Below are 25,371 nucleotides of genomic sequence, written 5' to 3'. Positions count from 1 at the left end.
GCACGTACCCGCGGACGCCGGCCCAGCGTCAGCGCACCACTGTTCCAATGCCGTGTCTCGCATACCGGCGACGACGGCTGCCGCGGCAGCCGACGCCGCGTGCGTTCGCCCGACGTGACGCTGGCGTTACCCTCGCACACCGGCAGTGCCTGCTTTCCATGATCGGTGAAGCAGCGCGCGCGGCCGGTCGCGGATCTACTTCACGCTGCCGTTGTCTTCCTGCAATCCAGGTTTGAACGGCACGTCCGGCGGTGGCCGCGCGCTGGCCGGCTGGTCGTTGAGGTTGGGATCGGTGATGCCGCAGCCGCCGCCCAACTGCAGGATCGAGATCACGCAGGAAATGCTGCTGGTGGTGCCGGGAATCGGGATGTTGACGCTCTTGATGCCGCGCCGCACCCAGTCCTCCAGCAGCGTCGCATTCGGCAGCCAGTATTTGTCGAACGAGGTCGGGGTGTAGTCGTACGGCGGGCGCTTGAGCCATTGGCCGGCATTGGCGATCTGGTCGCGCGACCAGGTGTCGGTCTCGGCACCGGGGGCGCCGCGCGGCGGCGCCTTGCCCTGGCCTTCTCCGCCCGGCACGCGCACGCTGCCGTCGCCATTGAACAAACCATTCCCCTGGCCCGCGCCCGCATCGCCGGCGCGGTTGCGCGCCGCCGCCCCCCAATCGTCGCCGCGTTGCAGCGTCGCCCAGCCCCCGTCGCGCGCGGCCGCGGCCGGACCGCTGCCCGGCGCGGGCGCCTGCTTGCCGGGCGGTGCACTGCCTGCCCCTGGCGGCGCTGGCGTCTCGGCCCTGCCCTGCGCGGCGGCCGTCGCTGGCGTGGTGCTGGCCGCGGCCGTCGGCGTGGCCGCCGCGGTTGCCGCCGCAGGGGCCGGCTGCGCGGACGGCGCCGCCGCCGCGGACGCCGCGACCGGCGTGGGCAGTTCGATCTGCCGCACCTGCGGCGCTTCCGCCGCGTGCAGCGTCGGCGCCGGATCGCGCGGACGGATCTGCGGCATCGGCACCTGGACCTGCGGCAGCGGCGCCGGGACTTCGCGTTCGCGCACCTGCACCTGCGGTCCGGACGGCGACGGCACCGCGACCTCGCGCGGGCGGATCTGCGCCACCACCGGCACCTCGGTGACCACCTCGACCTCGCGCTCCGTCACCTGCACGGGCGGCGGCGCGATCGCGCGCGGGGCAGGATTCGGAGCGCGCACAGGAGGCGGTGGCGGCAACACGAAGTCGGTACTCGGCTGCGCGGTCTCGGTGACCTGCAGCGGTTGTTCGGCGGGCGGCGGTGGCGCGGACGGCGGCGGTGACGGGGCCGCCGCCTGCGCCGCGCTCGCGGCAGGCGCCGTTGGCGCAGCGCGGGGCGCAGTCCGCGCCACCGCCGGCGCAGCCCGGGACGCCGGGGCTGGGGCTGGGGCCGAGACGGCGGGCTGCGCAGCAGCCGCGGCGTCCTGCGCCGCCGCGCCGCCGCCCGTCTCGGCTGGCGTGCCACGACCCACGAACTCCACCTGCACGCGCCCGGCCTCACCGGCATCCGGACGCGGCGGCAACCAGCGCACGAATGCCGCCCACAGCAGGAACAACGCGAACAGCAGGTGCAGCAACAGGCTCGCCAGCGCCGCGCCGCGCCGCCACCAGCGCTGGTCGTACGGCGCCGGATCCCAGTGCTGCCACCACAGGCTGCGGAACGCCCGCCACGGGCTCAGCGCCGGCAGCCGCCCGGTCGCGGGCGGCGCGATCTGCGGCATCGCCGCGATCAGCTCGGGCGCGGCGAAGGCGCGCGGCCGCGCCGGTTGCGAGCCGATCCAGTGCGCCCAGCCGTACGGCAGGCCGGTGCGGCGGTCGCGCAGCAGCTTGCGTGGCGACCGCGCCAACAGCGCGGCGAGGATGTCGGTGGCGCGCGTCACCGGCGTTGCGGGAGAATCAGGCCGCGGAATCGCGCGGAATGTACGGCGCGCTGCCACTGTCGTGGTCGGTGGCGTCGCGCACGGCGGTGATGCCCGGCACGCGCCCCATCAGCGTCTTCTCGATGCCCTGCTTCAAGGTCACGTCGGCCATGCCGCAGCCGTGGCAGCCGCCGCCGAAGCGCAGCAGTACCACGCCCTCGGCCGATACTTCCTGCACCGCCACGCGGCCGCCATGCTGCGCCAGTTGCGGGTTGACCTCGTTCTCGACCACCCAGCGCACCCGCTCGACCAAGGACGCGGCCTCGCCAGGCGCCTCGCCCTTGATCTTCGGCGCCTTGATCGTCAGTTGCTGGCCGGTGCCCTGGGTGACGTAGTCGATCTCGGCGCCATCGAGCCAGGCGACGCTGTCGGCGGCGACGTACAAGGTGAAACCGGCGCAGTCGATCGCCCACTCGTCGCCGGCCAGGTCCGCCGGCTCGGCGAACTCCAGCCGCGCATCGGCGCGGGCGGTGCCCGGATCGACCGCGCTCAGGCGCACGCCCATGCCGGGCACGGCCTCGCGTTCGAGCAGTTTGCGGAAATGGGTCTGCGCGTTGTCTGAGATCTGGATCATGCGGTTATTCTAGCGCTTCCACGTGATCCGCTCACCGCGGACGCCCCCTTGCCTGGCAGGTTCAGCTGCCGCGCCGCAGAGACCCCAGAATGAACGACCTGATCCCCCTGCACCAGGCCCATTGCTCGACCTGCAAGGGCAGCGAATACCGGCTCACCCAGGCGCGCCTGGCCGAACTGCTGCCGCAGGTGCCCGGCTGGGAGGTGGTCGACAACGGCACGGCGATCAGCCGCACGTTCCGCTTCCCCGACTACTACCGCACCCTGGCGTTCGTGAACGCGCTGGCCTGGATCGCGCACCGCGAAGACCACCACCCCGACCTGGGCGTGCACTACGACCGCGTGGTGGTGCGCTATTCCACCCACGACGTCGGCGGCCTCAGCGAAAACGACTTCATCTGCGCCGCCAAGGCGTCGGCCCTTCCGGAATGACCCCCATGCCTGCCCTGTCCCCGTGTCGCCCCCTCCTTCCGGCGCTGTCCTTGCTCGCCGCGGCCGCGCTGCTCGGCGGCTGCGGCAAGTCCGAACAGGCGCAGACCCAGACGCCGGTGGCGCCGCCGACCGACGTCGCCGCGGTGCAGACGCCGCCGCCGGATTACCCGATCGAACTGGCCTGCGCCGGGCTCGGCGGCAAGGCGGTGCTGAAGGTGGTGGTCGGCGTGCAGGGCAAGCCGACCGACGTGCAGTTGGTCAGCAGCAGCGGCCAGCCCAAGCTCGACGCCTCGGCGCAGCAGCGCGTGCGCGACTGGGTGTTCAAGCCCGCCACCCGCAATGGCCAGGCGGTGCCGTGGACGATCCAGGTCCCGGTCAACTTCACCCCGCCGGCGCAGCGTCCGGACCAGTGCTTCGCGCTCGACGCGAAGGCGCACGGCGCCGGCTGATCCGCGCGGGCGCAGCGCGTCCTAGGCATCGACGGCGCCGCCGCGCCGCCTTCACGCGACGCCCGCAGTGCGCCCGCTCTCATCGTCGTCTCGCCTCAGGAGCCGCCCGGCGCATGCTGGATATCCCCTTGCACAACGTCTGGATCGCGCTGGCGGTCACCCTGGCCGCCGGCCTGGCCACCGCGCTGGGCAGCGTGCTGGTGCTGTTCACCAAGGGCCCCAATCCACGCCTGCTGGCGTTCGGCCTCGCCTTCGCCGGCGGCGCGATGGTGTACGTGTCGCTGACCGAGATCCTCGGCAAAGCGATCACCGCCTTCTCCAAGGCGTTCGATCCCAACCTGGGCTACGCCTACGCCACCCTGGCCTTCCTCGCGGGCATGGCGCTGATCGTGGTGATCGACCGGCTGGTGCCCAATCCGCACGAAAGCCTCAATGCCCGCGATCCGCTGTTCCGGGACGACAACCGCGCCTACGTCAAGCGCGTCGGCCTGCTGACCGCCGTGGCGATCACCACGCACAACTTTCCGGAAGGCCTGGCGACCTTCTTCGCCACGCTGGAAAGCCCCACGGTCGGCATGCCGCTGGCCTTCGCGATCGCCGTGCACAACATCCCCGAGGGCATCGCCATCGCGGTGCCGGTGCACTACGCCACTGGGCGCAAATCCTATGCGTTCGCGGCCAGCCTGCTGTCCGGCCTGGCCGAGCCGATCGGCGCCATCATCGGCTACGTCGCGCTGTCGCGCTTCCTGTCCGAGGCGATCTTCGGCACGGTGTTCGGCGTCATCGCCGGCGTGATGGTGTTCCTGGCCCTGGACGAGTTGCTGCCCGCGGCCAAGCGCTATGCCAAGGGCCACGAGACCGTGTACGGGCTGGTGGCGGGCATGGCCACGCTGGCGCTGAGCCTGGTGCTGTTCCGGGTGTCCACCGCGCCGTGAACCGGGCGCGCCAGCGACGCCACACGTACGCTGACTGAACGCATGCCAGCGCGGCGCTATGCGAGGCGAACAAGAAAGCTGGGAGACATGAAAGCCGGCGCATGCTGCGCGCATCGTCAGCAATGCATGTCGAAGAGGTGTCGCATGGATCTCCGTTCCCTGCCCCCGGCCAGGCTTGCCCTGTTCACCGCCCTGAGCGTGGTGGCGTTAGGCGCCTGCCAGCGACAAGACGCGCCGGCCCCCGCGGCGCAGGCCGATGCGCCCGCCCCCGCCGCGGCACCCGCGCCTGCCCCCTACGTGCCGCCCACCGCCGACCAGCTCTATCAGCTGGTGGCGCCGATCGCGCTGTTCCCGGACAAGCTGCTGGCGCAGACGCTGGCCGCCTCGGTGTATCCGGACCAGGTGGTGTCCGCGCAGGACTGGCTGCGCAACAACCGCAGCCTGTCCGCCAGCAACCGCCTGCAGGCCGCGGCGGCGCAACCCTGGGATCCCAGCGTCAAGGCGCTGACCGCCTTCCCCGACGTGGTCGATCAACTGGCCGGCAACGGCAACTGGACCCGCGCGCTGGGCGACGCCTATGCCCACGATCCCAACCAGGTGCTGGACGCGGTGCAGGTCATGCGCCAGCGCGCGCAGGCGCAGGGCCACCTGCGCAGCACTCCGCAGCAGCGCGTGCAGGTGCTGCAACGCACCGTGGTGGAGCCGGCCCCGGCCTATGCCGACGCGGTGCCGCCGCCGACCCGCACCATCGTGATCGAGCCGGCGCAGCCGGACGTGGTCTACGTGCCGCGCTACGACCCCGACGTGGTCTACGGCGCGCCGGTCAATGTCTATCGCGAATACCGCTACCGTCCGCCGCGCCCCTACTACGACAGCGGCGACCTGGTCACCGCCGGCATCATCTCCTTCGGCGTCGGCGTGCTGGTCGGCGACGCGCTCGACCACCACCATCACGGCGTGTTCGGCTGGCTGGAACCGGCCCCGCCGTGGCACCGCTGGGGCTGGAACAACTGGGGGGTGAACTGGAACGCGCCGCCGTCGGCGCCCAACTACGTGGTCTACCGCAACAGCGTGTACGCGCCGCGCACCACCATCATCAACAACCACTACGACAACCGCAGCTACGTGCACAACGACTACCGCGGCGCGCCGCCACCGGCCGCACCGATGGGCGGGCCGGGTGACCAGCAGGCCTTCGCCGCCACGCATGCGCCGGGCGCCGCAATGGCCGCGGCGGCGATGGGCGCGCGCGCGCCGGCGGCGGCGTTCGGGCCGGCACGCACCGCGCCGCACGCGATGCCGCAGACCATGCCGCACTTCACCAGCCAGATGCTGCAGGCCGGCCGCCCGGTGGCGGCGATGGCGCCGCCCGCGCAGCGCCCGCCGTCTCCGGGGATGCCGGCCGCCATGGCTGCGGCGCGCGATCCGCGGCTGCCGCCTGGCGTCGCGCATGCCGCGGCGCCGCAACGCACGCTGGCGATGGCCCAGCCGAACGCACCGCGCACGGCACCGTCGATGCCGGTCCCGCAGTTCCATGGCCGGCCGGTGCCGCAGTCACTGACGCCCACGCCGATGCCGCGCGCGGCTGTCGCCAACCACGGCACCATGCCGGCGCCGCGCTTCGGCGAACCGCCGCGGCACGGCGCCGACCCGGGCATGCAGCCCGCCGCCGGCGGCGCCCGCGACGGCTTCGCACGCGAAATGCCGCGGACGCCGCCGCCCCGGCAGGCGATGCCGGCCGGGGCCCCGCGTACGCAGGCCTGGCATGCGCCAGCGCCCGAGCGCGTGGCGCGCGCGCCGGAAATGCCGCGCGAGGCGATGCGCGCGCCGATGCCGGAGCCGCGCCAGGAGCAGCGTGTCGCCCGCTTCGTCCCGCCTCCGCACATGGCCGCCCCGCGGCCGGCCGAGCCACGCCCGGCACCGTCGCGGCCGGCGCCCGCCCACCACGACGGCCATCACGACCACGATCACCACAACAGCTAAGCGGGGGCCGGAGGCGGTTCGACGCCGCCTCCGGCCTGGTGCCTCAGCCCAGACGGTTCAGCGCCTCGGCCAGTTCATCGGCCAACGGCGCGTTCAATAGATAAGGTGTCTTGCCGCCGTCCAGGGTGAACTCCAGCGACGCGGCGTGCAGGAACAGGCGCTTGAGCCCGATCTGCTCGCGCAGGCGTTTGTTGACCGCCGGATCGCCGTACTTGTCGTCGCCGGCGACCGGATGGCCCAGGTGCTGGGCATGCACGCGGATCTGGTGGGTGCGGCCGGTCTCGATCCGCACCTCGCAATAGGAATGTCCGCCGCGCCGCTCCAGCACCCGGAAATGGCTCAGCGATTCCTTGCCGGCCGCGTTCACCTGCACGTGGCGCTCCCCGCCCTGGCGCAGGCCGATGTGCAGCGGCGCGTCCACGCTCATCACCCCGTCGGGCATGCGCCCGACCAGCAGGGTCAGGTAGCGCTTGCTGATGCCGCGGCCCTCGACCCGGTCGTCCTCGCGCATCAGCGCCTGCATCTCGGTCAGCGCCGAGCGCTTCTTGGCCACGATCAGCAGCCCGGAGGTGTCGCGGTCCAGGCGATGCACCAGTTCCAGGGTCTGGTTCGGGCGCAAGGCGCGCAGCGTCTCGATCGCGCCGAAGCTGATCCCGCTGCCGCCATGGCTGGCGACCCCGGACGGCTTGTTCAGCGCCAGCAGCCGCGCGTCCTCGTAGACGATCGCCGCCTCCAGCCGGGCCATGAACGCCTCCGGCGGCGCGGTCTTCTCGCCCTCCTCGGCCAGCCGCACCGGCGGGATGCGCACCTCGTCGCCCGCCTCCAGCTTGCGCTCGGCCTTGGTGCGGCCGCCGTTGACACGGACCTGGCCGCTGCGCATCAGCTTGTAGATCAGGCTGCGCGGGGCGCCCTTGAGCTCGCCGAGCAGGAAATTGTCTACACGCTGTCCAGCCCTGTCTTCCGGGACCTTGAGAATGCGCACCGCGCTGGTCGCGACGTCGCGCGGCTTGGGAGGGATCGGGGAAGAAGTCATCAGGCAGTTTATTCTGTTACACTCGGGGGGCGAGATAAGGGTTTGATTTCGTTGGAAGTTAGCTAAGGGCCAGAAGCCCGGCTTGCGACGATTCCGGCACAGTGCGCGACCACCGCCCCCGGGGCGGCCATGTTAGCGGCTCACCGGCCTACCCGGCCATCGCCGGATGCCACAAGCGTCCGCGCTGAACATGCCCCGTGCGGCGCCCAGCCTGGCTGGAGTCGCCGCCGGTCCTGAACCACCTAAAAGAAACAAGCGCTCCCGCGGTTCGCCGTGGTGTCGTAGCGCTGGAAACCCAAGCCGCCCACCCCGCGCCTGCGCGATGGGCGGCGAAGCGTGACCAGAAGCGAAACCCCATGGCGTTCCGCGCGGTAGCAGCGCGAGGAACGCAACAATGAAGCGAATGCTGATCAACGCCACGCAGGCGGAAGAACTGCGTGTGGCCATCGTGGACGGCCAGACCCTGTACGACATCGACATCGAGCAGCCGTCCAAGGAACAGAAGAAGTCCAACATCTACAAGGGCCGCATCACCCGGCTCGAACCCTCGCTCGAAGCCGCCTTCGTCGAATACGGCGGCGAGCGCCACGGCTTCCTGCCGCTGAAGGAAATCTCCCGCGATTACTTCCAGGCCGGCGTCGACCACAACAAGGCGACGATCCGCGAACTGCTGCGCGAGGGCCAGGAAGTCGTGGTCCAGGTGGACAAGGAAGAACGCGGCAACAAGGGCGCCGCGCTGACCACGTTCATCTCCCTGGCCGGCCGCTACATGGTGCTGATGCCGAACTCGCCCAGCGCCGGCGGCGTCTCGCGCCGGATCGAGGGCGAGGACCGCGCCGCGCTGAAGGAAGCGCTGGACAAGCTGAACATCCCCGACGACATGGGCGTGATCATCCGCACCGCCGGCGTCGGCCGCGATGCCGAAGAACTGCAGTGGGACCTGGACTACCTGCTGCAGGTGTGGAAGTCGATCGCCGAGGCCGCCCTGGCCAAGCCGGCGCCGTTCCTGATCTACCAGGAATCGCGGCTGATCATCCGCGCCCTGCGCGACTACCTGCGCGCCGACATCGGCGAGATCCTGGTCGACACCCCCGAGATGTACGGCGATGCCCAGGAGTTCATGCAGCAGGTGATGCCGCAGAGCCTGCGCAAGCTCAAGCACTACACCGACGACATCCCGCTGTTCAACCGCTTCCAGATCGAATCGCAGATCGAGGCGGCCTACGAGCGCAGCGTGCGCCTGCCCTCCGGCGGCTCGATCGTGGTCGACCAGACCGAAGCGCTGACCGCGGTGGACGTCAACTCCTCGCGCGCGACCAAGGGCAGCGACATCGAGGACACCGCGTTCCAGACCAACCTGGAGGCCGCCGAAGAGGTGGCGCGCCAGCTGCGCCTGCGCGACCTGGGCGGCCTGGTGGTCATCGACTTCATCGACATGGCCTCCAACAAGCACCAGCGCGAGGTCGAGAACCGCCTGCAGAACGCGCTCAAGTACGACCGTGCGCGGGTGCAGATCGGCCGCATCTCGCGCTTCGGCCTGCTCGAGATGAGCCGCCAGCGCCTGCGTCCGTCGCTGGGCGAGTCCAGCCAGATCGTGTGCCCGCGTTGCGACGGCCATGGCCGCATGCGCAGCGTCGAGTCGATGTCGCTGTCGATCATCCGCGTCGCCGAAGAGCATGCGATGAAGGAGAACACCGGACAGGTGCTGGTGCAGGCCCCGGTGGAGATCGCCAACTACCTGCTCAACGAGAAGCGCCGCGCGCTCAGCGAGATCGAGAAGCGCCACGACGCGCCGATCGTCATCGTCGCCGACGAGCAACTGCACACCCCGCACTACGAAGTGACCCGCCTGCGCGAGAACGAGCTGGGCGAGGAAAGCGCCAAGCCCAGCTACCAGCGCAACACCCCGCGCAAGCTGCCGGTGCACGCGCTGACCAAGGCGCAACTGAACATCCCGGCGCCGGCGGTGACCAATGTGAAGCACTCGCAGCCGGCCCCGGTGCGCGAGGTGGTCGAGACCCCGGAACCGGCGGCGGCCCCCGTGCAGGTGCAGGCCCCGGCGCCCGCGCCGGTCGCGGCGCCGGCCACCGGCGTGGTCGGCTGGCTGAAGCGGATCTTCGGTGCCGGCGACGCCCCGGCGCCGACCCCCGTCGCGAGCGAGCCGGCGCAGCGCCAGCGCGCCAACGACGGCAATCGCAACCGCAACGACCGCGGCGACCGCAACGCGCGGCGCGACGGCAACCGCAACGGCGGCCAGGGCGGCAATGCCGCGCGCGGTAACGGCGGCAATGGCGGCAACGCGCGGCGCGACGAGCGCCGTCCGGGCAATGGCGGCGGCAACCCGCAGGGCCAGCAGAACGGCGCGGCCAAGCCGCCGCGCAACGAGCAGCCGCAGCAGGCCAAGCCGCAGCAGCAGCCCGCGCAGCAACCCAAGCCGCCCAAGCAGCAGCAACCGCAGAACCCGGCGCGCCAGCCCAAGCCGCAGCAGGAACCGGCGCAGGCCGCCGCCCAGGGCGACCGGCCGCAGCGCCAGCCGCGCCAGGACGAGGCCGCAGGCAAGCCCGTCGCGGCCCCGGCCGCCGCGGTCGCGCAGGACGCCACCACGATCGCCGCGGCCGCCGTGGTCGGCGCCGCCGTGTCCCCGGCCAACGAGGCGCCGGCCAGCGAGGCCATCGCCGCCACCCCGGCTGCGCCGCAGCCGCAGGTGACGCAACCGGGCATCGACGAACGCGAGAGCGCCGCGGAGACCGCGCAGGCGGTCCCGGCCGGCGAGAACGGCGAGGCCGACGACGCCAACGGCGAGGCCGGCGGCCGCCGCCGGCGCGGTCGTCGCGGCGGTCGCCGCCGTCGCCGCGGCAATGGCGAAGCCGGCACCGGCAGCGAAGGCGCGGCGTTCGACGACAACGAACTGGAGGCCGGCGACAGCGATGGCGACGGCGACGGCGAAACCGCCTCGGCACCGAGCCGCAGCCAGCCCGAGTTCGATTTCGACGACGATGCCGCCCCGGGCGAAGCCAGCGCGGCCAAGCCGCAGCAGGCGCCACGGGAAAGGCGCGAGAAGCGCGAGCCGCGGCCCGAGCGTCCCGCCGCCACCGATGCGCCCACCGCCGCCGCTGCGGCCGTCGTGCCGCAGGCTGCGGACGACAGCGCGCCAGCGCAGGCCGCCCCGGCGGCCACCGCTGCCGTGGTAGCGGTCGCGCCGACCGTTGCCGCACCGGCTTCGGTGGAGGACGCGCCAGCCGAAACGACGGCGACGCAGGCGGCCGACGCTCATGCGTCCTCCGCCTCGGCACCGGTCGCGGAGACCCATGCAGCGCCTGCAACGCCCACCGCCACGGCATCGGTCGTCGCTGTCGCGGCACCCGCCGAGTCGGCGCCGCCGAAGACGGTGGAGGACGCCCTGCAGCCGGCGCCGACGCCGATCGTGGAGCGGCCCGTCGCGGTCGCCACGACGCCGCTGGCCGCCGGAACGGAAACCGTCGCCGCACCGGTGGAGGCAGCGGCACCGCTGCCCGCAACGCCGGTCAGCGAACCGCGGCAGGATGCCGCGCCGACGTCGCCCGCCGCCCAGGAAGAGCCCAGCAAGCCGGCCTACATGCCGGTGCAGACCACGCTGCTGGACGCCCTCCCCGAGGAACCGGCCGTCGCCCCGGCCACGCCGGCGTCCGCGCCGGTCGCCACAGCCCCGGCCTCGAACGTCGCTGCCAGCGACGATGCGGACACCGCGGCAGCGGCGCCTGCCGACACCGCGGACAAGGGCCTGTTCGACGCCCCGCCGGCGGATGCACCGGTCGCGGTCGCCCAGCACCAGCCGCCGCGCAGCGCGCATGACGACGGCGAGAGCGACGACGACAAGGAGCACAAGGAACGCGCCGGCTGAGCGGGCGCGGTTCCTGGCGACACCAGAAAGCGGCCTTCGGGCCGCTTTTTTTGTCTGCCTTCCTGGCCGGAATCCGCATCGCCTGCGCTCCTCGCACTTCGCGTCGGCAGCTTCGATGCCCCAAGAAACGTCGCCACACTTGGGCGGATACGCTGCCTGTCGGCGCGCCACCAGGCGCTGCGATCCAGTCCCTACCTCCGGCGCGCCATGTCGCTCGGCCACGCCACCGCACCCCGCACGCGGCAGCCGCGTGGCCGAAACCGAGTCATCCGGCAGCGACGCGACCTTCGTCGTCCATGCAGTATGCTCCGGCCCTCACATCACCCAGGGAGAAGTCCATGCGTTACACCATGCCGGCAACGCTCGCTGCATGCATGCTCCTCGCCGCCTGCAGCAAGGGCGGCGAAAGCGTCTCGATGTCCAACGCCCCGGTCGACCAGGTCGCCAAGGCGCAGGCCGGCAAGCTGCAGCCGGGCGAATGGGAAATGCGGGCCGAGCAGGTCAGCAGCGAGGCCACCGGCGGCTCGTCCAACATGCCGCCGATGCCGAAGATGCCGCCGACCAGCAGCAAGGTGTGCCTGACCGAGGAACAGGTCAACGATCCCGCGAGCATCTTCGGCAACGCCGCGCAGATGCAGCAGAACTGCGTCTACGACTCCTTCACCATGAAGGACGGCAAGGTCGACGCGAAGCTGCATTGCACGATGGGCGACATCAAGGTCGAGGGCACCACGACCGGCACCTTCAGCGCCACCGAGATCGCGTCCGAGTCGCACACCACGGTCAGCGGATTGCCGGGCGGCATGACCACCAAGTCGCACATGAAGATCGCCGGCAAGCGCCTGGGCGACTGCCAGCCGGGCGACGTGAAGGCCGGCGAGACCAAGGCGCCTGCCGCCAGCTGAGTCCGCGCCGCGGCAGGGCGTGCCTGCCATGCATCCGCAAGCGGTGAGACTTCCGTTCTCCGCGCCACCGCCATGACGTTCACCGTGAAGGCGGTGGCGGCGTAAGCCTGGATTCGACTTCGCAAATACCTTCTTTGTTCGTGGGCTGGCATCGCCAGCCATCGACGATGCAAGCCTTGCACGAAGCCCGCGAACCGCGGCGAGCCGGTTGCGCGGAAACGGCGCCCGGTCTTCGCACGCTCGGTCGAGGCCGCACGAACGGCGCTCGCGCGCCGATCCGATCACTTCAACGCGTGCCAGTTCCGCCCGACGCGGAAGGAGCGTTCCAGCGTGGCCGCCAGCAGGCAGATCTTCAGCGTCTGCGGGAGGACGCCGTCGCCAGGATCGCTGGGCGTGCCGAGGACGACGGAGAGCTGGTTGGCGATCGCCTCCCACACCACCTGCGGATGCGGCCCGATCAACCGGGTGATGCCCATCCACGCCCAGGCGCAGGCCCAATCCAGCGCGCGATAGAGCACGATCAGCGCCACCAGCGCTCCCAGGCCGGTGGCGCCGGCCAGTTGCACGCTGTTCGCCGCCGCGCGGTAGCGCGAGGCGGTCCCCGCCCAGAAATGGGCGATGAAATCGCGCAACCACTTGGGCAGCTTGCGCCACGCGCCGACGGTGCCATCGACCCGGCTCGCCCACGCGCCCGGCGCGTTCCACTGCGCATTGTGCACATCGTAGCGGTAGATCAGCGCGGCCAGGGCCAGCCATACCACCGGCAACAACGCGGAGAAGAAGAGCGGCACCAACGTGTCGGCGACGCCCGCCGGCACCTGCTCCACCGGCCCCGGCAGCGCCGCCTGGGCCACGCCGATCGGATGGGTGACGCCCTGCCAGATCTCCTTGCCGAGCTCGGCGATGCGCAAATTGGCCAGCCAGCGGAACACGCCGCCCCGCCATTCGGTGATCACGTAGAGGCCGACGAAGGTCCAACCGGCTTCGCACAGCACGATCAGCATGCTCCACGCCGGATGCTCGCTGCGCTGCTTCTGCTGCTTCGCCCCACGCCGGATCAGCCAGAGCAACGCGACCGAGGCGATCAGCCACCAACCGCCCGACACATCGAACAGCGAACCGCTGTAGGTGGGATCGAACGGATTGAACTGCCCCATCGCCTCGCGCCCGTAGGCGCGGATCGTCTCGCCGAGAAATCCCCAGGCCGCGTAGTAGGCGAAGAACGGCACCAGCGCCTGCGAGACGACGATCGGCAGACGCCGCCACCCTGCCCTGGCCGCGCCGCTCTGCGGTGCCGACGCCTCCGCCTGCTCCACACGCGATGCGCTGGCGATCGCCGGCAACGCGGGGCGCAGCGTCTCGAACATCAGGACGATGATCACGAGCTTGACCAGCACCACCAGCGTCAACGAAAGCAGGCCGAGCAAGCGGTTGTGATAGCCGAGCCAGACCGCGCCCTGCATCAGCGTTTCGTTGAGCAAGGCGCCGAGCAGCGCCAGCGCCAACAACTGCGGCAGGTACCGGCACCACAGGCCGACGCTGTCGCGGATCAGGCCGATCGGCCCGCCGCGCACGACCGTCTCAGTCATGACGCTGTCCTTGCGAAAAACGGAGGTAGGCCGGACGCCCCTCGCGCGTGCTCAGGGTGACCTGCAGCCTGGGCGCAACGGCGCGTGGCACCAGATAGTACCCGTCGATCGCCAGCGCGCTGCCGGGCCTGGCCGCCGACACCGCAAGGCCATTGCAACTGGCGCCCTTGGGTTCGTCCGGTTTGGCCAGGGCGCGTCGCAGCAGGTCCGGCACCGGCTCGACCGCTTCCCAGGAACGGCCGGCGGCATCGACGACGTTGAGCCTGCAATCGTTCCACGCCGTGTCCGCCCGCCGCGGTTCGACCAGCAGCCGAGCCCGCACGAAGGTGCGATCGGCCGGCAACCCGGCCTCGAACGGCAGCACGGCGAGACCGACGAGCCGGACCGCGGCCCCGTCGTACTCCACCGATCGCGGCGCGGGGACATCGACCGGCCGCAGTTCGCGCGTGTGGAAAATCTCGCGCGCGTCGCGCCAGCCGGTCGCGACGACCGTGCATGGCACCAGCACCACCAGCGCGGCGGTCGCAAGCCGGCGCATGCGCCGTTCGGACGAGCGGCGCTCGCTATCGCGTTCAGAGCTTGGCATGCAGCAGGTCCAGATCGAGCACGTCCACGGATGAGCCCGCCGCGGCCGCCGGATAGCGCAGTTGCGCTTCGGCCGTCAGTTGCGGATCCCGCTCTTCCGACAACAGCAAGGTGCCGGCGCCTGCCGCGAGTGCGGACGGCAGTTCGAACACCACCAGATCCTTGCGCTCCAGCCCCGGCTGCAGCGTCTTGATCGACGACAGCACCACATCGCCCTGCTCGAGCCGGGCACTGGCACGATAACGGCGCCCGTCGGCCGCGACCCAGATGCGGCCGTACACATGCGCGGTCGCGCGCTCCACACGCGATCGCACCGGGATCACCAGAAAGGTTCCGCCGCTCTCGCGCAGCTGCACCTGGCCCGCGGCCTTGAAGCGCAGCGTCCGCGCCAGACGCGGCGTGCCGGCTTCGACGGATAGGTTATCGGCCTGCACCCATGTTCCGGGGCTGCCGGAAACGGCGATCGGCCCGGTGATGCGTTCGTAACGCGGCATCGTCCAGCGCATTCCCGCAAGGGCAACCACGCCGACCAGCAGGATCGCGACACCGGCAAGCCGCTTCACGACTCACCTGCGGGCGCATCGGGCCGCACCGTGTCCAGCGGCAGTTCGACCGCGCCGACCGGATGCGGATCGGTCCACAACGGCTGCGCGTAGAGATTGTCGAAGGGCTTGAACGTGCTGGCGGCCACATCGAAACGCACGCGTGGTGCGGCGGGCTGCGCGGCCGGATACGTCCAGACCAGCGCGATCTCTTCCGGCAAGGCCGGCTGCAGTTCGGTCAGGGCGGCGCGATCGCGCAGCAGATACGCGGTCGGCCGGGCATCGACGCCGGGAATGGGCGTGGCCAGCGTGATCGCGCGCGGCAGCGTGCCGCTGGTGCGCGCGGTGCGATTGGTCGCCTCGAGGTACAACACGATCGCCTTGCGCCCCGATTTGGCCAGCGCGCTTCCGTCCGGCAGCCGATCGCTGAGGTCCGCACGCTCGAATCGCAGCGACCACTCGCCTGCGGCAATGGACTGCGCGACGGGCAGGTTCGCGAGCACGGGCTTGTCCTTGGCCTCGAACAATCCCATCCCCCAACTTGCAACGATTGCAGCGATTCCGCCAGCGCCGGCCATCGCTCGGGTCCGCCATTGCCCGAAGAACGGTTTGCTCGCCAAAACAGGCTCCCTTGCAAGCTCGGCGCGACGGTAGCACTCGCCCGCGACGGATTGCAACCGACGCCAAAACAGGCGCAAAACGGCGGAAACGGGTGGCACGCCGCCTGATGAACTGGGCACTCGGACGCCGCATCCGCGTCTGCGAGCGGAGGCGATCGCAAAAAAAAAGCGACCCTGTGGGTCGCTTTCTTCAGCCGCGAGGCAAGACGCCTTACAGCGGATGCGCCGGATCCAGCAGCCCGTACTGCGTGGCCAGACGCGCCAGCGCGATGTTGTCGTGGATGCCGACCTTCTCGAACAGTCGCGCCTTGTGCGTGTTGACGGTCTTGGCGCTGAGGCTCAGGCGCTTGGCGATGTCTTCCTGGCGCAGCCCGCGGGTCAGCAGCAAGGCGACCTCCAGTTCCCGCGGCGACAGGGCATCGAACGGCGAACCGCCGCCTTCCAGATTGGCCAGCGCCAGGTTCTGCGCGATGTTGGCGCCGAGGTAGCGCTTGCCCATCGCCACGTCGCGCACCGCGCGCAACAGTTCCTGCGCATCGCCCGCCTTGCCGACATAGCCGGACGCGCCGGCCTCGAGCAGGCGCTTGGGCAACGGACCATCTTCCAGCACCGACACGATGATGACCTTGGTGCCGTGGTCGCCCTTGACGATGCGTTCGGTGACCTCGAGTCCGCTGACGCCGGGCATGTGCAGATCGCACAGCACGATGTCGGGCTTGAGCTGGCGGATCTGCGGCATCGCCGCCTCGCCGCTCTCGGCCTCTCCGACGATTTCGATATCGGTTTGATTCGAAAGGATCAGCTTCATGCCGGTACGGACAAGAGCATGATCATCGACCAGAAAAACCCTGATGGCCATCTCGTATAACCCCAATGCGGCGAACGCCACGCCACCAGCCTAGCGGCGTGAATTATTCAGGGCAACCGAATTTTGTAGACAAAGCCACCGAAATTCACGGCACGCTAAGCAAGCATCTGGGCCTTGTCATCAGGGTGAAACAAACACCACGTCGAGCTTACTCAAGGCTCGACACGCAGGGCGAGTGACCAGCCTGTTCGCTCCTCTAGGGTGAGCGCGGCGGTACCTGCGTCAGGCAGGCGCAGTATCGCGACCGCAAGACAAAAACGTTATCAGGACAAAGCCTGATGCCGGGTCAGATTTTCCTGACCTTGCCCATCCCGAAATCCGGACGCAATGCCACCGCGCGAACAACTCGCCAAATCCGAATTTTCCGATAGCCTCGCGCGGACACTGCCAGAGGTCGCCGCGCATCCGGGCACCGGACGCTTCCCCGACCCGCCCGACGTACAACTGCGAAGGCAGTGGTTGGCGGAGAGAGTGGGATTCGAACCCACGGAAGGTTTGACCCTTCGCCGGTTTTCAAGACCGGTGCCTTAAACCGCTCGGCCATCTCTCCGATTGCGACCAAACCACGCGCGTCGCGAGGACGCGCTCGACCTGTTACTGCGCATCCCCTACTTCGTGCCGCGACGTGAGCGCACTAGCATGCGTCGAAATCGCGATACAGCGCCGGCGCGCGCATTTTCGCATGCCCGCGCGGGTTTTGCTCAGCCGGCCTCGACCGCCATCGCGCCCAGGGTCGAATGCTTGACCTTGACCCGCTCCGGGCAGCCGCTGCAATCCAGGCGCGAGGCCTCGATCTGCCGCGGCAGGTGCTCGGCGAGGAAATCGATGAACACGCGCACCGCCGGCAGCAGGCCGCGGCGCGAGGCGAACACGGCGTGGCAGATGCCCTGCGGCAGCGACCACTCCGGCAGCACCACTTCCAGTTCGCCGTTGCGCACCGCATCGGCGCAGACCGTTTCCGGCAGCAGGGTGATGCCGAACCCGTCCTTGACCATCGACTGCAGCAGCGGGAAATCGAAGCCGGCCACGCGCGGCTGCAGGTCGACGCGGCGCACTTCGCCGGCCGGCCCATGCAATTCCCAACGCTGCCGCGCCTCGTCCTCGCTGATGCTCAAGGTCACGTGCGAGGTCAGTTCCTCCGGGTCCTTGGGGCGGCCGGCGCGGTCCAGATACTTGGGGCTGGCGACCAGCAGCTCTTGCACCTGGCCGAAGCTGCGCATCACCAGGCTGCCGTCGTCGTCCAGGCGCGAACGCACGCGCAAGGCGACGTCGTAGCCTTCGTTGATGATGTCGACGCGGCGGTTGCTGATGTTCAGTTGCAGCCGCACCTTGGGGTACTGGTCCAGAAACATCGGCAGCAGCTTGGGCAGCTGCATCTGCGCCAGCGACACCGGCACGCTGACCCGGACCAGGCCGCGCGGCTCGGCGCTGAGCCGGTCCACCACCTCGCGCGCCGCCTGCGCCTCGGCCAGCATGGTCTGCGCGTGGCGATGCACGCTCATGCCCAGGTCGGTGACTGCGAAGCGGCGCGTGGAGCGCTGCAGCAGGCGCACGCCCAGGTCGGTTTCCAGTTGGCTGATGCGGCGGCTCAGGCGCGACTTGGGGATGCCCAGGGCGCGCTCGGCCGCGGCGAAACCGCCGTGGTCCACCACCATCGCGAAGTAGTACAGGTCGTTGAGATCGTGCATGTTCTTTCGATATCTAGAACGATGGATGAAATCGCGTCGGGGTCATTCTACTCCCACAACGATCGAGGCTGCGCACCCGACGGCCGTGCCGCTGCGCGCAGCGCGACGCTTCCCGATCGCCGGGAGTCTGCTGCACCCGGCGCTTCCCCGGTTCCCACTCAATCCCCGGGACGATGGCCTGACCCGGTTCGCCGCGATTCAAGCATCCAGGCGGCGTCGCCGTCTTGGTCGCGGGTGCGACAACGCCATCGAACACGCGCTGGAGACATCGCGGAGCGACGAATCCGCTGCGAATCCAGGCTGAAACCGGGATCGGAGGGGATGGCAGCCAGGGCGCGGCATTTGGGTACAGACCACGCGACGCGGTCGGGTGCGGGGCCGTTCCGCCACGTGCGGCAGGGTCTGCAACGCTGCGGCGGCGCCCGGGGTCGGCCGCTATCGAATGGCCGTCGTGCCTAGCTTGAGCATCGATTCCGTGAACGTCCGGCCGGAATGCGGGCGAGTCGCTCACAAGCACGCAGCTTCACCAAGTGCCTGGCACCGGGGCTACGCCAACGCCGTCGCCTGACGAACAGGGGCAGCGTCGCACGCCGCTGGCGCGGCGCCCGTCGCTCACCCGATCCGGTCGAGGCCACCCATGTACGGACGCAGCGCCGCGGGGACCTCGATCGAGCCGTCGGCGTTCTGGTAGTTCTCCATGACCGCGATCATCGCGCGCCCCACCGCGGTACCCGAGCCATTGAGGGTGTGCAGCAGTTCCGGCTTGCCGGTGGCGGGATTGCGCCAGCGCGCCTGCATGCGCCGCGCCTGGAAGTCGCCGCAGTTGGAGCAGGAGGAAATCTCGCGATAGGTCTGCTGCGAGGGCAGCCACACTTCCAGGTCGTAGGTCTTGGTCGCCGAGAAGCCCATGTCGCCGGTGCACAGCAGCACCTTGCGGTACGGCAGGCCGAGCGTCTCCAGCACCACCTCGGCGCAGCGGGTCATGCGCTCGTGCTCGGCGGCGCTGTCCTCCGGACGGCAGACGCTGACCAGTTCGACCTTCTCGAATTGGTGCTGGCGGATCATGCCGCGGGTGTCGCGACCGCCGCTGCCGGCTTCGGAACGGAAGCACAGCGAGTGCGCGGTCATGCGCAGCGGCAGGCGTTCGGCCTCGACGATCTCGTCGCGAACCAGGTTGGTCAGCGAGATTTCCGAGGTCGAGATCAGATAGCGTTTCTGTTCGCCCAGTTCGGTGGCGAACATGTCCTCTTCGAACTTGGGCAACTGGCCGGTGCCGTACAGGCTGTCGGCGTTGACGATCACCGGCACGTTGGTTTCCTGGTAGCCGTGCGGGCCGGTGTGCAGGTCCAGCATGAACTGCGCCAGCGCGCGGTGCAGGCGCGCGATCGGCCCGCGCAGCACGGTGAAGCGCGCGCCCGACAGCTTGGCCGCGGCTTCGCCGTCCAGCCAGCCGTGGCGCGCGCCGAGTTCCACATGATCCTTGACCGCGAAATCGAACGCGCGCGGGCTGCCCCAGCGCTGCACCTCGACGTTGTCGGCCTCGTCCTTGCCGGCCGGCACGTCGGCCTGCGGCAGGTTGGGAATTTCCAGCGCCAGCGTCTCCAACTGCGCACGGATCTCGTCCAGGCGCTGTTCGGAGGCCTTGAGTTCGTCGCCGAATCCGGCGACCTCGGCCATCAGCGCGGTCACGTCCTCGCCCTTGGCCTTGGCCTGGCCGATCGCCTTGGAGCGGCTGTTACGCAGGCTCTGCAGTTCCTGGGTGCGCACCTGGATGCGCTTGCGGTCGGCCTCCAGGGCCTCCAGGACGGCCACGTCCAGCGCATAGCCGCGGCTGGTGCGCAGGCGCTCGGCGAGGTCGGCGGGCTGTTGGCGGAGCAGGACGGGATCGAGCATGGGCGCATCACGTGGATGGATCGGAGCCACGCATTATCGCCTGTCGGCCGCGCTTTTGCCGACAGCGCGCGCGCGCCGCGGACGCTGTGCGACCGATTCACCGCGGCTATGCCAGAATCCAGCGGTTCCTCACGGTGAGCCCCATGTCCACGTCACCCCCCTCTTCCAACTCCGGCATCGTGCTGCGCCTGCCGCGGCGTCTGCTGGTGATCGTCGGCATCGCGTTCTGCGCCGGGCTGCTGCTGTTCCTGGCGGTCTGGCTGAGCGGGCGCAAGGACAACGATTTCTACAAGCCGCAACCGGCGCAGGTGCAGCAGGACACGGCGGAGATCAAGCCGCTGCCCGAGCCGCTGCCCGCCGGCAGCGCGGCCAGCGACATGCCGCAGGCCAAGCCGCCGGCGACGACGACGGAGGACACACCGAAGCTGGTCGAGACCGCGCCCCCCGCCCCACCGGCGGGAGCCGATGCCATCGCGGCGGGCCCCACCGGCAGCGACGCCGTGGCCGCGGGTGCCGGCGGCGCTGCGCTGGCGCCCGGCGATCGTCCGGTGCCGCTGGAGGGACAGGCGCCGCCGCGTTACCCGACGGCCGCCTTGCGCCGCGGCGACAGCGGCACGGTGGTGGTGCGGGTCGAGGTCGATGCCAGCGGCGCGCCTGGCGGCGTGGCCCTGGTCAAGCGCAGTGGGTCGCGCGAGCTGGACCGTGCCGCGATGGAAGCCGTGCGCCGCTGGCGCTTCCGGCCCGCGCAGAAGAACGGCCAGCCGGTCGCCGGGAGTCTGGAGATCCCGTTCGATTTCAAGCCGGCTCAGTAAGCTGAACCCCGCATGCGGCGGAGGTGCGGCGTTCACGGGCGGCTGACACACCTTGCGCCGCCACGGGCAAGACTAGGCTCGTTGCAAGACGCAAGGAGCATGGTCATGTCCAGTCCTCAAGACATCCGGGATCCGTACGCGCAGGGCCGCGACGTCCAGCGCCGTTCCCACGCCCATCGCGGCTCGCCATGGGCGTGGGTGGCGCTGATCGTGTTGGTGTTGGCGGCCGCCGGCTGGTGGTTGAGTCGCGACGATGGCGGCGAGGCACCGTCGCCGGACGCCCCGACGAATGCAGCACCGGCGACGCCCGCGAGCGACCCGCCACGCACCCCGTAGGCACAGGAACGACGCGAACGGATGCGTCGCGGCGTGCGCCGCGATGCCACGGACCGCGGCCGTCTCGCGAGACCGCTACGCTCAATCGGCGGCGCGCAAACCGAAGCCGGCGCCGCGCGCCAGCGTATCGAACCCCGGGAACGAGGTCGCGACGTTGGCGACGTCGTTGATCCGCACCTCGCCCGCCGCCAGTTGCCCGGCGATCGCGAAGGCCATCGCGATGCGATGGTCGCCATGGCTCTCGATCGTGCCGGCGCCCAGCGTGCCGCCATGGATCGTGGCGCCATCCGGGGTCTCGTCGACGACGATGCCGAGGCTGCGCAGTCCGGTGGCCATCGCCGCCAGGCGGTCCGACTCCTTGACCCGCAGCTCCGCCGCGCCGCTGACCACGGTCTGGCCTTCGGCGGCGGCCGCGGCCACGAACAGCGCAGGGAACTCGTCGATCATGTCCGGCACCACGCTCTCGGGAATCGTCGCGCCGCGTAGCGGCGCGTAACGCACCCGCAGGTCGGCGACCGGCTCCCCGCCGTGTTCGCTGTGGTTGTGCTCGACGATGTCCGCGCCCATCAGCCGCAGCGCGGCCAGCAGGCCGATGCGGCGCGGATTGAGCCCGACTGCCTTCAGGGTGATGTCCGAGCCGGGAATGATGCTGGCGGCGACGATGAAGAACGCCGCCGAGGAGAAGTCCGCCGGCACCGCGATATCGGTGGCGCGCAGACGCTGGCCGCCGCGCAGGCGCGCCTGGCCGGGCGCGAAGTCGATCTCCACACCGAACGCGCAGAGCATGCGCTCGGTGTAGTCGCGGGTGGGATGCGGTTCCTGCACCGTGGTGACGCCGTCGGCATACAGACCGGCCAGCAGCACCGCCGACTTGACCTGGGCGCTGGCCACCGGCGAGACGAACTCGATGCCGCGCAGCGGCTGGCTGCCATGGATGCGCAGCGGCGGCACGCCATTGGCCTCGGTGTCGATGCGCGCGCCCATCAGCGCCAGCGGCTCGGTGACCCGGCGCATCGGCCGCTTGGACAGCGACGCATCGCCGACCAGCACGCTGTCGAAGGGCTGCGCCGCGAACAACCCGGCGAGCAGGCGCATGCCGGTACCGGCATTGCCGCAATCCAGCTCGCCCTGCGGCGCCTGCAGCCCATCCACGCCCACGCCATGCACGACGCGCTGCGACGGCGACGGCGTCTCGATCCGCACCCCGAGCCGCGCGAAGATCGCCGCGGTCGAACGCGTGTCCTCGCCCTCGAGAAACCCCTCGATGCGCGACGTGCCATCGGCCAACGCCGCGAACATCACCGCCCGGTGCGACACCGACTTATCGCCCGGCACCGTCAGCGTGCCCTGCAGCGCGGTGCCGCGCGTTGCGATCCAGCCTTGCTCGTTGCTCATCATCGTTCCTGAAAGTCCAACCACCCGAAGATCCACTACCGCCCGAGGTCACCGCCGCCACTACCTAGCGCTTGCGCTACCGCGACGACGCCACCGCTATTGCTGTTGTTCTTGCTGTTGCTGCTGTTCTGTTTTTGCTGTTGCTTTCAATCCGCCGTGAGGGCTGGCGGGCACGGCGGGTAAAACCCCAACAGGGGCGACGCGCAAGATGCGCGTCGTTTTCGGCAGGCACATGGATGTGCCTTCCGATGTCCCGTCGTGACCGCGGACCCCGCGCGCAGCGCGGGGCAGCCCGTCCCGGGGGTGTATTTCTTTTGGTTACTTTGATCAGCCTCCGGCTGCTGTAAAACGCTTCTTTGCACAAGCAAAGAAAAGTGACTCGCGCAAAGCGCGAAAGCTTTTGCTGTTGCCTTTGCTGTTGAACAAGCGGCTTCAGTCCTGATGACCTTCCCGGGAAACGCCTCGTCGCGGCTGAAGCCGCTCCTACACGTGCAACTCTCTGTGTGATCAAAGCGCCCAGCCGCGGTCAGAGTCCAAGCAACCGCGCAACCACCTCAAGGCACCGCCACCGGATACGACCCCAACACCTTGATCTGCGCCGAATGCGCCTTCAACTCCGCCAACGCCAACTTCATCGCCTCATCCTCCACATGCCCCGCCAGATCGATGAAGAACCCGTACTCCCACTTCGCCTGATGCGACGGCCGCGACTCGATCCGGTTCATGCTGATCCCATGCCGCGCGAACGGACTGAGCACATCGAACAGCGCACCCGGCTTGTCGTGGATGAACACCAGCACCGACGTGCGATCGTGCCCGGACGGCGGAAAGATCTGCCGCCCGATCACCAGGAAGCGCGTGGTGTTGTCCGCGTCATCCTCGATCGACTTCATGATCACCTTCTTCAGCGCATACACATGCGCCGCACTCTCCCCGCCGATCGCCGCCGCATCGTCGGCATTGCGCGCACGGCGCGCCCCCTCGGCGTTGCTGGAGACGGGAATCTTCTCCACCTTCGGCAGGTTCGCGCGCAGCCAGCCGGCGGTCTGCGCGAACGACTGCGGATGCGCGTAGATCCGCTCGATCGCGTCCAGCCGCCCGCTGCGCGAGAGCAGGAATTGGTGCACGCGCAACTCGGTCTCGCCGCAGATCTTCAGGTTGGAGGTGAGGAACATGTCCAGCGTGACCTGGATCGTGCCCTGCCCTGAATTCTCCACCGGCACCACGCCGAAATCGGCGTTGCCGCTCTCCACTTCCTGGAACACTTCCTCGATGGTCGCCATCGGCAGGCCCACCGCCGAGCGGCCGAAATGCTTGAGTACCGCCTGCTGGCTGAAGGTGCCTTCCGGCCCCAGGTAGCCGATCTTCAACGGCTCCTGCTGCGCCAGGCACGCGGACATGATCTCGCGGAACACGTGCACCAGCACTTCGTCGCTGAGCGGACCCTGGTTGCGGTCCACCACCATGCGCAGCACCTGCGCCTCGCGTTCGGGGCGGTAATAGTCCACCGCCGCGGCGAGCTTGCCCTTGGCCTTGCCGACCTGGTGCGCGAACTGCGCGCGCTCGGCGATCAGCGCCTGGATGGTGCGGTCGATCTCGTCGATCTTGGCGCGCACGTCGGCCAGCGCCGGTGCCGCCGCTGCAGGCTTGGCGACGGCCGTCGATTTCGGCTTGGCCGGCTTGGCCGGCTTGCTCGATTCGGCGTCGGCGGTGCGGGATTTGTTCGGCTTTGCGGCCATGGATCGTGGTTTCCTCGATGTGCCGGAGCGCCTGACGCGTCCGGTCGCGGCTGAAGCCGCTCCTACAGGGGGGATGACTAGCCGTTGCGTTGCTGGAAGTCGCGCATGAATGCGACCAGCGCCTGCGCGCCGGCCACCGGCATCGCGTTGTACAGCGAGGCGCGGATGCCGCCGACCGCCTTGTGCCCCTTCAACGCCAGCAGGCCGGCGGTCTTGGACTCGGCGACGAAGCGCGCGGTCAGGGTCTCGTCCGGCAGGAAGAACGGGATGTTCATCCGCGAGCGCGCTTCGGCGACCACCGCGTTGCGGTAGAAGCCGCCGGAACCGTCGATCGCCGCGTACACCAGCGCCGACTTGGCCTGATTGCGGCGCGCGAACTCCTCCACCCCGCCCTCGGCCAGCATCCATTTGAACACCAGCCCCGCCAGGTACCAGTTCCAGGTCGGCGGCGTATTGAGCATCGAGTCGCGCGCGGCGTGCGAGCGGTAATCGAAGATGTCCGCGCGCGGCTGGCCGGCGCGTTCGAGCAGGTCGCGGCGGATGATCACCACCGCCACCCCGACCGGCCCCAGGTTCTTCTGCGCGCCGGCGTAGATCACCGCATAGCGGGACACGTCGATCGGTTCGGCGGCGATGCTGGAGCTGAAATCGGCGAACAGCGGCACCGCGCCGACGTCCGGCGCGTCGCGGAACTCCACGCCGTGGATGGTCTCGTTGGCGGTGATGTGAACGTAGGCGGCATCGTCGCTGAGCCGCCAGTCCGCGCGCGGCGGGATCGCGTGGAAGCCGCCGGCCTCGCTGCTGGCGGCCACGTGCACGTTGGCGTACGGGGTGACCTGCTTGATCGCGGTCTTGCCCCAGTGCCCGGTTACCACGTAGTCCACGGTCTGGCCGGGCGCGGCGAAATTCAGCGCCAGCAGCGCCTGCTGGGTGGTGGCGCCGCCTGAGAGGAACAGCACCGCATAGTCGTCGGAGATGCCGATCAGGCGCCGCAGGTCGGCTTCGGCTTCCGCGGCCACCGCCATGAACTCGGCGCCGCGGTGGCTCAGTTCCACGATCGAGGCTCCCACGCCGTTCCACTCCAACATCTCCGCCTGCGCCTGGCGCAGGACCGATTCCGGCAAGGCAGCGGGGCCGGCACTGAAATTGAACGCGCGCGTCATGGGGCACCTATCGGAC

General features: G+C 70.0%; 20 protein-coding genes, 1 tRNA gene and 2 pseudogenes. 9 read left to right on the top strand and 14 right to left on the bottom strand.

The window, feature by feature from the left end; translation table 11 throughout:
• Positions 1-195 precede the first annotated feature (195 nt).
• Positions 196-1,896, bottom strand: a complete 1,701-nt coding sequence (locus AB3X07_RS09970; protein ID WP_369944348.1) for a transmembrane repetitive protein — start codon at positions 1,894-1,896, stop codon at positions 196-198.
• 16 nt (positions 1,897-1,912) lie between these two features.
• Positions 1,913-2,509: an NfuA family Fe-S biogenesis protein gene (locus AB3X07_RS09965; RefSeq protein ID WP_184410073.1), complete on the bottom strand. Its 597-nt coding sequence runs from the start codon at positions 2,507-2,509 to the stop codon at positions 1,913-1,915.
• Between the two features lie 89 nt (positions 2,510-2,598).
• Here AB3X07_RS09965 and AB3X07_RS09960 point away from each other — a divergent pair, with 89 nt between their 5' ends.
• The 4 genes from AB3X07_RS09960 (at position 2,599) to AB3X07_RS09945 (ending at position 6,307) form a co-directional block, all read left to right on the top strand.
• Positions 2,599-2,940 carry a 4a-hydroxytetrahydrobiopterin dehydratase gene (locus AB3X07_RS09960; protein ID WP_369944347.1) on the top strand — a complete coding sequence of 114 codons (342 nt, stop codon included), beginning with the start codon at positions 2,599-2,601 and terminating at the stop codon, positions 2,938-2,940.
• Positions 2,941-2,945: 5 nt separating this feature from the next.
• A complete protein-coding gene (locus tag AB3X07_RS09955; RefSeq protein WP_369944346.1) occupies positions 2,946-3,389 on the top strand; it encodes an energy transducer TonB in 444 nt (147 codons plus the stop codon).
• A gap of 113 nt (positions 3,390-3,502) precedes the next feature.
• A complete protein-coding gene (zupT, locus tag AB3X07_RS09950; RefSeq protein WP_369944345.1) occupies positions 3,503-4,324 on the top strand; it encodes a zinc transporter ZupT in 822 nt (273 codons plus the stop codon).
• A gap of 144 nt (positions 4,325-4,468) precedes the next feature.
• Entirely contained in the window at positions 4,469-6,307 is a 1,839-nt protein-coding gene (locus AB3X07_RS09945) for a DUF3300 domain-containing protein (RefSeq protein ID WP_369944344.1), read from the top strand.
• A gap of 43 nt (positions 6,308-6,350) precedes the next feature.
• On the opposite strand, the gene AB3X07_RS09940 is transcribed toward AB3X07_RS09945, so the two are convergent.
• Complete coding sequence (locus AB3X07_RS09940) at positions 6,351-7,340, bottom strand: RluA family pseudouridine synthase (RefSeq protein WP_369944343.1); 990 nt, start codon at positions 7,338-7,340, stop codon at positions 6,351-6,353.
• Between the two features lie 394 nt (positions 7,341-7,734).
• Between AB3X07_RS09940 and AB3X07_RS09935 the strand changes: the two genes are divergently transcribed.
• Positions 7,735-11,220: an Rne/Rng family ribonuclease gene (locus AB3X07_RS09935; protein ID WP_369944342.1), complete on the top strand. Its 3,486-nt coding sequence runs from the start codon at positions 7,735-7,737 to the stop codon at positions 11,218-11,220.
• 338 nt (positions 11,221-11,558) lie between these two features.
• Positions 11,559-12,125: a DUF3617 domain-containing protein gene (locus tag AB3X07_RS09930; protein ID WP_369944341.1), complete on the top strand. Its 567-nt coding sequence runs from the start codon at positions 11,559-11,561 to the stop codon at positions 12,123-12,125.
• A gap of 281 nt (positions 12,126-12,406) precedes the next feature.
• On the opposite strand, the gene AB3X07_RS09925 is transcribed toward AB3X07_RS09930, so the two are convergent.
• From AB3X07_RS09925 to serS, 8 genes are all read right to left on the bottom strand, one after another.
• Entirely contained in the window at positions 12,407-13,714 is a 1,308-nt protein-coding gene (locus AB3X07_RS09925; protein ID WP_369944340.1) for a hypothetical protein, read from the bottom strand.
• Positions 13,707-14,300: a hypothetical protein gene (locus AB3X07_RS09920; RefSeq protein WP_369944339.1), complete on the bottom strand. Its 594-nt coding sequence runs from the start codon at positions 14,298-14,300 to the stop codon at positions 13,707-13,709. Before AB3X07_RS09920 ends, AB3X07_RS09925 begins: the two co-directional genes overlap by 8 nt.
• Complete coding sequence (locus AB3X07_RS09915; RefSeq protein ID WP_369944338.1) at positions 14,287-14,862, bottom strand: hypothetical protein; 576 nt, start codon at positions 14,860-14,862, stop codon at positions 14,287-14,289. Before AB3X07_RS09915 ends, AB3X07_RS09920 begins: the two co-directional genes overlap by 14 nt.
• Positions 14,859-15,461, bottom strand: coding sequence for a hypothetical protein (locus AB3X07_RS09910; protein WP_369944337.1), 603 nt, complete (start codon positions 15,459-15,461; stop codon positions 14,859-14,861). Before AB3X07_RS09910 ends, AB3X07_RS09915 begins: the two co-directional genes overlap by 4 nt.
• A gap of 211 nt (positions 15,462-15,672) precedes the next feature.
• A complete protein-coding gene (locus tag AB3X07_RS09905; protein ID WP_145706360.1) occupies positions 15,673-16,320 on the bottom strand; it encodes a response regulator in 648 nt (215 codons plus the stop codon).
• A 469-nt stretch (positions 16,321-16,789) separates the two neighbouring features.
• Positions 16,790-16,879 (bottom strand) — tRNA-Ser (locus AB3X07_RS09900).
• Positions 16,880-17,030: 151 nt separating this feature from the next.
• The gene (locus AB3X07_RS09895; protein WP_369944336.1) at positions 17,031-18,017 is read right to left on the bottom strand and encodes a LysR family transcriptional regulator; all 987 of its coding nucleotides are present in this window, start codon (positions 18,015-18,017) and stop codon (positions 17,031-17,033) included.
• 612 nt (positions 18,018-18,629) lie between these two features.
• Positions 18,630-19,910 (bottom strand): serine--tRNA ligase, encoded by a 1,281-nt coding sequence (serS, locus tag AB3X07_RS09890; protein ID WP_369944335.1) that lies wholly within the window; start codon positions 19,908-19,910, stop codon positions 18,630-18,632.
• A gap of 143 nt (positions 19,911-20,053) precedes the next feature.
• Here serS and AB3X07_RS22945 point away from each other — a divergent pair.
• From AB3X07_RS22945 to AB3X07_RS09880, 3 genes and pseudogenes are all read left to right on the top strand, one after another.
• Positions 20,054-20,372 (top strand): annotated as a pseudogene (locus AB3X07_RS22945) (energy transducer TonB); the annotation flags it as partial.
• A gap of 65 nt (positions 20,373-20,437) precedes the next feature.
• A pseudogene (locus tag AB3X07_RS22940) lies at positions 20,438-20,722 on the top strand (energy transducer TonB); the annotation flags it as partial.
• Positions 20,723-20,827: 105 nt separating this feature from the next.
• Positions 20,828-21,058 (top strand): hypothetical protein, encoded by a 231-nt coding sequence (locus AB3X07_RS09880; RefSeq protein ID WP_369944333.1) that lies wholly within the window; start codon positions 20,828-20,830, stop codon positions 21,056-21,058.
• A gap of 81 nt (positions 21,059-21,139) precedes the next feature.
• On the opposite strand, the gene aroA is transcribed toward AB3X07_RS09880, so the two are convergent.
• From aroA to serC, 3 genes are all read right to left on the bottom strand, one after another.
• Positions 21,140-22,456: a 3-phosphoshikimate 1-carboxyvinyltransferase gene (aroA, locus tag AB3X07_RS09875; RefSeq protein WP_369944332.1), complete on the bottom strand. Its 1,317-nt coding sequence runs from the start codon at positions 22,454-22,456 to the stop codon at positions 21,140-21,142.
• Positions 22,457-23,007: 551 nt separating this feature from the next.
• On the bottom strand, positions 23,008-24,192 hold the full coding sequence (gene pheA, locus AB3X07_RS09870; protein ID WP_369944331.1) for a prephenate dehydratase: 1,185 nt from the start codon (positions 24,190-24,192) through the stop codon (positions 23,008-23,010).
• Positions 24,193-24,269: 77 nt separating this feature from the next.
• Positions 24,270-25,355: a 3-phosphoserine/phosphohydroxythreonine transaminase gene (gene serC / locus AB3X07_RS09865; protein ID WP_369944330.1), complete on the bottom strand. Its 1,086-nt coding sequence runs from the start codon at positions 25,353-25,355 to the stop codon at positions 24,270-24,272.
• Positions 25,356-25,371: the final 16 nt, after the last annotated feature.

Source organism: Xanthomonas sp. DAR 35659 (assembly GCF_041242975.1).
In the GTDB taxonomy this organism is placed as follows: Bacteria; Pseudomonadota; Gammaproteobacteria; order Xanthomonadales; family Xanthomonadaceae; genus Xanthomonas_A; species Xanthomonas_A medicagonis.
Note: the sequence above shows the minus strand (reverse complement) of the source record. Positions and strands in the feature narration are given on the sequence as shown.